Source organism: Dietzia sp. B19 (assembly GCF_014145155.1).
In the GTDB taxonomy this organism is placed as follows: Bacteria; Actinomycetota; Actinomycetes; order Mycobacteriales; family Mycobacteriaceae; genus Dietzia; species Dietzia natronolimnaea.
Genome location: NZ_JAALED010000065.1, coordinates 1 through 6,159, shown reverse-complemented (window position 1 = coordinate 6,159; position 6,159 = coordinate 1). Strand labels below are relative to the sequence as shown.

At 69.5% G+C, this 6,159-nt stretch carries 5 protein-coding genes; 2 read left to right on the top strand and 3 right to left on the bottom strand.

All coding sequences use genetic code 11. The features are described 5' to 3' along the window. Window positions 1-1,599 (top strand): DUF2339 domain-containing protein (locus G6020_RS02775; protein ID WP_194305931.1); only part of this gene is annotated, 1,599 nt, incomplete at its 5' end. Here the strand turns inward: G6020_RS02775 and G6020_RS02770 are convergent. After that, window positions 1,554-2,009 (bottom strand): hypothetical protein, encoded by a 456-nt coding sequence (locus G6020_RS02770; protein ID WP_042330231.1) that lies wholly within the window; start codon window positions 2,007-2,009, stop codon window positions 1,554-1,556. The genes G6020_RS02775 and G6020_RS02770 overlap by 46 nt on opposite strands. Before the next feature lie 182 nt (window positions 2,010-2,191). On the opposite strand from G6020_RS02770, the gene G6020_RS02765 reads away from it, so the two are divergent. After that, on the top strand, window positions 2,192-4,636 hold the full coding sequence (locus G6020_RS02765) for a glycoside hydrolase family 65 protein (protein WP_179524305.1): 2,445 nt from the start codon (window positions 2,192-2,194) through the stop codon (window positions 4,634-4,636). Window positions 4,637-4,643: 7 nt separating this feature from the next. On the opposite strand, the gene G6020_RS02760 is transcribed toward G6020_RS02765, so the two are convergent. Both G6020_RS02760 and G6020_RS02755 read right to left on the bottom strand, forming a co-directional pair. Further along, window positions 4,644-5,234 carry a PGPGW domain-containing protein gene (locus tag G6020_RS02760; protein ID WP_179524306.1) on the bottom strand — a complete coding sequence of 197 codons (591 nt, stop codon included), beginning with the start codon at window positions 5,232-5,234 and terminating at the stop codon, window positions 4,644-4,646. A 57-nt stretch (window positions 5,235-5,291) separates the two neighbouring features. Further along, window positions 5,292-6,014 carry a VIT family protein gene (locus G6020_RS02755; RefSeq protein ID WP_017838261.1) on the bottom strand — a complete coding sequence of 241 codons (723 nt, stop codon included), beginning with the start codon at window positions 6,012-6,014 and terminating at the stop codon, window positions 5,292-5,294. Window positions 6,015-6,159 lie beyond the last annotated feature (145 nt).

Genomic DNA, 6,159 nt, shown 5'->3' with positions numbered 1-6,159 from the left:
GGGTGGACGCGGCGCTCCGCGGAGACCCGACCCCGCCGGGTGCCACGGCTCACGGCGGCCACGGTGATCGCCGCGATCGGCGGATCCGTGATGCTGGCCGGGATCGCGTTCCTGCTGGTGGTCGCCATCCAGGCCGGGCTCTTCCCACCGATCGCCCGGGTGGTCGCCGCGGCGGTACTCGCGCTGGTCCTGGTCGGGCTCGGGTTGTGGTTGCAGTCCCGCCACGAGGCCACGCCCGAGCGCCCGATCAACCCCGGCGCGTTGGCCCTGGTCGGCACCGGTCTGGCAGCGGCCATGCTCGACGTGATCGCCTGCACCACTCTCTATCAGTGGATCCCCGTGCCGGCGGCGTACATGTTCGTCGGCGGGCTGGCGCTCGCGGGCATGGCCCTGGCACAACGATGGTCCTCGGGGCTGCTCGCCTGCCTGGTCTCGGCCGGCACGATGGTGCTGGCACCGTTCATCTCCACGGGCGTCGAGCTCCCTGTCTTCCTGGTGATCCTGGCCATCGCGACCGCCGTACTCGGCGCCGAACTCGGGATCGCGGTCAGGGTGGTGTGGTCGGTCTTCCCGGCACCGGTCCTCGTGGGCTACCTCACGCAGACGCACCTCCACGACCGGGGCGAACAGGTCGCGCTGATCGTGGCGGCCCTGGTCTTCGCCGCTGTGGGCGTCGGGGTCGCCTGGGTCGACTCCGTGCGCCGCCGCCCGGCTCCGGAGAACGCGGCCCTCGTCGTCGTCCCCACCGCCGTCCCCCTGCTGCTCCTCTCCGGACTCTTCCTCCTGCGGCCGGGCTGGCCGGTCGGCGTGATCCTCGCCGCGGCCTATCTCACCGTCGCGGTGGTGGCCGGACGTCGAGCCCACGAACCGGGACCGGTGCTGCTGTCCGCCGTCTCGGGGGTCGTGGGCAGTGCGCTGCTGTTCGGCGCCTGGGTGGAACTGGGCGGACGGGAGATGACGAGCCTCGCCCTCACCCTCAGCGCCACCGGCTACGTCGTGGCGGCGGGCCTGTGGGGTCGCCGCTGGGCGGACTGGGTGGCCGGCGTCGGCGCCGCCATCGCGCTGGCCGTGTACCTGGTCGTCAACGAGCCGTTCCTCGCGCTCGACGAGAGTCTGGCGGTCCGCGAGCTGACCTACTGGGACGTGGTGGCGGCGCTCGCGGTCACCGCGCTCGCCGTGGCCGCGACGTGGTGGGCGTCCCGGCGGGTGCCCCGGCAGTCCTCCAGGGTGGTGATGGCGGGTGCCGTCGCGGCGCTGTTGGCCTTCTCGGTGATGGTGGTGGCGGCCGGAGTGGTGATCGGTGACCTGGCGGGCGCGGCGCGCAACGGCTTCCTCGTGGCCCACCTGGTGGTCACCGTGCTGTGGATCAGCTGCGCGGCCTGGTTGATCCTCACGCCGAGTCCCCGGCTCTCGGACGCCCGCAGGATGGGTTTCGTCCTGGGGTCGCTCGCGCTCGCCAAGTTGTTGTTCCTCGACCTTGCCACGCTGCCCGGCCTGTTCCGGGTGCTGTCCTTCATCGCGGTGGGCGCGGTGATGTTGGCCGTGGCCGTCCGCTACCGCAGGGACACCGAGCCGTCCGGGAGCGGATCCCCCACGTAGACGCGGAAGGCGCGCGGTTCCGCGCCGGACATCAGGACCTCGACCTCGGGGTGGTCGACCTCGTCCGGATCGTCCGAGGGCAGGCTCCAGACCACTTCTCCGGAGTCGGTGAGTTCCTTGAGCGCGAGGCGCGTGGCGCGCACCCACGTCACGTGCCGGAGTGCCGGCTCGTCGCGGAGCTCGTCCTCGGCCATGCCCTCCCGGAGGTCGACCATGAGACGTTCCCCGTCGGGAGCCTCGTACGCGGTGCACACGTGGTCGACGAGGACGGACAGTGGCCATGACGGACCGGAGCCGAGCAGATCGACGATGATCATGCGCGCATCGCCGACCTGGCAGGCCGTCGGTGTGGTGAGGACGTGGAGCCTGTCGGCCACGTCCTCCGTGATCTCGATGAACTGAACGGTCATGGTGAACCCCTGTTCCGGCGCGACGGTCGACGGCGGGCCCCGAGGCGCGGCCCGGGCCGTCCCGACTGTGACGTAGATCATACAATACGTCGGTGGCCGACGAGTCTCGGCCAGATGACGATCCCGGAAACAAGCACGTGGGATCCCGTCGGAACCGCAGGTCAGTCGATAGGGTCGACCGCGTGACCACTCTGCAGACCGGGCCCTCGAACGACACCACCGCTGGGCGGTCCGACGCCTTCACGCTGTCCTACTCCGGGTTCGATCCCGGCGAGGAGGGGCTGCGCGAGACCCTCACGTCGACGGGCAACGGCTACCTCTGCACGCGGGGCGCGGCCGAATGGGAGGACGCCGACGGGGTCCACTACCCCGGGACGTACGTCCACGGCCTGTACAACCGCGCGACCACCATGCTCGGCGGCGTCCCGGTGCACAACGAGGACCTGGTCAACCTGCCCAACTGGTTGCCGCTCAAGCTCAGGATCGGCGGGGCGGAGGTGCTCCGGCTCGCAGAAGTGGAGATCCTCGAGTACAGCCACCGAGTGGATCTGCGCTCGGCGCTGATGACCCGCCAGATCCGCTTCCGCGACCGGGAGGGGCGGGAGACCGAGTTGGTGAGCCGGCGCTTCGCGTCGATGGCCAGCATGCACCACGCCTACATGGAGTGGACGATCACGCCGCTGAACTGGTCCGGCCAGGCTGAGGTCGTGAGCGCGCTCGACGGACGCGTCACCAACGACGGCGTACCGCGATACCGGCAACTCGAGAGCGACCACCTCCGGCCGGGCAGCACGGTGTTCCCGCACCCCGAGGTGATGGCGCTGAAGGTGCGCACCCGGCAGTCCGAGGTGAACATCGGTGTCGCGGCACGGACCCTCGTCTCGACCGGCGGTCGGAAACGAGACGTGCCCCGCTCCGACTTCCGGATGGCGGACTACATCCAGCAGACCCTCCACGTGGAGCTGGAGCGCGACGTCCCCACCACGATCGAGAAGTCGGTGGCGCTGTTCACCTCGCGTGACCCGGCCACGGGGGACACGCTCCTGCGCGCCTCCCGGTCGGCCGCCCGGTCGCGCCCGTTCGGTGCGGCGTACGCGCACCACCGCGAGTCCTGGGAGCGGTTGTGGCAGGCGTGCGACCTCCACGTGTTCGGCGACGACGAGGCCCAGCACCTGCTGCGGGTGCACATCAGTCACATCCTGCAGACGTGCTCGCACAACACCGCCGACCTCGACGCCGGCGTGCCCGCCCGCGGGATCAACGGCGAGGCCTACCGGGGCCACGTGTTCTGGGACGAGTTGTTCGTCTTCCCGTTCCTGACCTTCCGGCTCCCGGCCGTCACCCGCAGCCTGCTCATGTACCGCTACCGGAGACAGTCCGAGGCGCGGGTGGCGGCGGCGACGGCCGGGTACGAGGGGTTCATGTTCCCGTGGCAGAGCGGATCGCTCGGCACGGAGCAGACCCAGGAACTCCACCTCAACCCGATGTCGGGGCGGTGGGACATCGACCTGTCGCACAACCAGCGCCACGTCAGCGCGGCGATCTTCTACAACGTCTGGCAGTACATCACCCTCACCGAGGACACGATGTTCCTCGAGTTCCGGGGTGCGGAGATGATGCTCGGCATCGCGCGGTTCTGGTCGTCCATCGCGCACTACTCACCGGAGCGGCAGCGCTACGAGATCCACGGCGTGATGGGGCCCGACGAGTACCACGAGAAGTACCCGGGCGCGTCCGAGGGCGGGCTGCGCAACAACGCCTACACCAACGTCTTCGTGGCGTGGATCTGCGACATCGCCGCCCACCTGCTCGACCTGCTGCCGGCGCCCCAGGCCGGCGCCGTCCGCGCCCGGCTCGAACTGCGTGACGACGAGATCGAGCGGTGGAAGGACATGAGCCGCAAGATGTTCGTGCCGTTCCACGACGGGATCATCAGCCAGTTCGAGGGGTACGAGGACCTCGACGAGCTGGACTGGAACTCCTACCGTGCCAAATACGGCAACATCCAGCGGCTCGACCGGATCCTCAAGGCCGAGGGCGACACCCCGGACCGGTACAAACTGGCCAAACAGGCCGACGCCGTGATGCTGTTCTTCCTGTTCAGCGACGACGAACTGCGGCGGGTCTTCACCAGACTCGGCTATGGGTTCGCGGACGATGCCGCACAGCGCACCATCGACTACTACGACCAGCGCACGTCACACGGGTCGACCCTGTCCTACATCACGCATGCCGGGGTCCTCGCCCGCTTCGACCCGGACAGTTCCTGGGATCGTTTCAAGGTGGCGCTGGGCAGCGACGTCAACGACATCCAGGGAGGAACGACCCGCGAGGGTATCCACATGGGTGTCATGTCCGGGACGGTCGACCTGATCCAGCGGTTCTACGCGGGGATGCGGGTGGAGAACGGGATGCTGCAGATCCACCCCAACCTGCCCCGGGATATCGACGGGGTCTCTTTCAACATGACCTACCTGCGGTCCCCGCTCACGGTGACGGTGATGCAGGACAGCGTCACGGTGCATCACAGAGACGGTGTGATCGACTCGACCCCGGTCCACGTGTGCGTGGCCGGACAGGAGCGCATGGTCGCGGTGGGTGGCGAGGAGACGTTCAGCCTGACGTGACGCCCGATCAGTCCGACGCGACGCCCGGCCCGGTGGGAGACGCGGCCGGGTGCGGCCTCCGGCCCGATGTGACGTCGTGCCGCGCCCGTCGCCGTTCCTCTCTCTCCCGGTGGCGGGCGGCGTGGCGTTCCCTCTCGCGCTCGGTCTCCACCTCGTGGTCGTACGGGTTCCCCCGGAATCGACGGATCGAGTAGACGATGAGGACGAGGCCGATCAGGCCGGAGCCGATCAGGCTTCCGCCGGTGCCCCACCCGCCGATGAACCACCAGGCTGGATCGAGGGGCCACCACTGTGGTGCCGGGGGGTGCTGGCCCCAGTAGATCCCGAGTCCGACCAGCCACGCCACGCCGAGCACCGACGCGGTGATCCTCGGCCAGGTCTGCACCCCTCGGGACGCGCCCTCGAGGGCCACGCGCTTGACGGGGTCGACCCGCTTCTCGAACCACTCGTACTGCTGGGAGAGCACGACCATGCCCGCGAAGAGAGTGAGCAGCCCGGGGCCGGGGAGGAACAGAGCGGCGATACCCAGCACGACGAGCGTCCACCCGAGTGTCTCGAGTGCGAGGCGCTTGGCCGCGACGTAACCGAGTCTTCTCACCAGACCATGGTGGCAGAGATCGGCTCACCGGTGCAGTAGCGAGCAACCCGTCCCCGGTCAGGCGACGGCGGTTCCCAGGATCGAGCCGATCCCGTAGGTCGCTGCCATGGCCGCGAGACCACCGAGGAGTAGCCGGCGCACGGCCTTGCCCCGATCCGCGTCTCCCAGACGCGCGGAGACGTATCCCGCGAGCGCCAGACCGACCATGGTGAGCACCGCGATCGTGGGCACTCTCAGGCTGGCGGGGGCGAGGATGGCGAGCAGAGGGATGATCGCCCCGAGGGTGAAGGCGATCGCGGAGGAGACGGCTGCGTGCATCGGGTTGGTCAGTGCCTCCTGATCGATGCCCAGTTCGGCGTCGAGGTGGGCGGAGAGTGGATCGACGGCGTGGAGTTCGGTGGCGACCAGCCGGGCGGTGTCCACACTGAGCCCCTTGGCGGTGTAGAGCCCGACGAGTTCTTCGAACTCGGCCTCGGGCTCGCGGTCGAGTTCGCCGATCTCCTTGGAGATGAGCGCACGTTCCGTATCCCGCTGGGTGCTCACCGACACGTATTCGCCGACGGCCATCGAGAACGCGCCGGCGGACAAGCCGGCGATCCCCGCGACCATCAGGGCGGATCGGTCGGTGGTGGCCGCAGCGACGCCCATCACGAGCCCGGCGGTCGAGAGCAGGCCGTCGTTCGCCCCGAGGACGGCGGCACGAAGCCAGTTGAGTCTGTCGCCGACCGAGGCGTCGTGCGGTTCGACGGCGTCGTGGCGGGTGGAGCGAGGGGTGTCCATGTGTCCACGCTAGGAGTCGGCGCGCGGAGTCGCAAGCGTCGAAAGCCTATCCTTACCAGCACTTCTTGCTCCTCGACGCGCTCAGGCCGGGACCGGGGAACCGAACGCCCGGGCCGCTCGGACGCCCGCCTCGAGGTCGACCTCG

What these genes read in the sequence shown, in the direction of transcription:
- G6020_RS02770 (WP_042330231.1), bottom strand. Translation starts at nt 2,009, where the DNA reads ATGACCGTTCAGTTCATCGAGATCACGGAGGACGTGGCCGACAGGCTC.
- G6020_RS02755 (WP_017838261.1), bottom strand. Translation starts at nt 6,014, where the DNA reads ATGGACACCCCTCGCTCCACCCGCCACGACGCCGTCGAACCGCACGAC.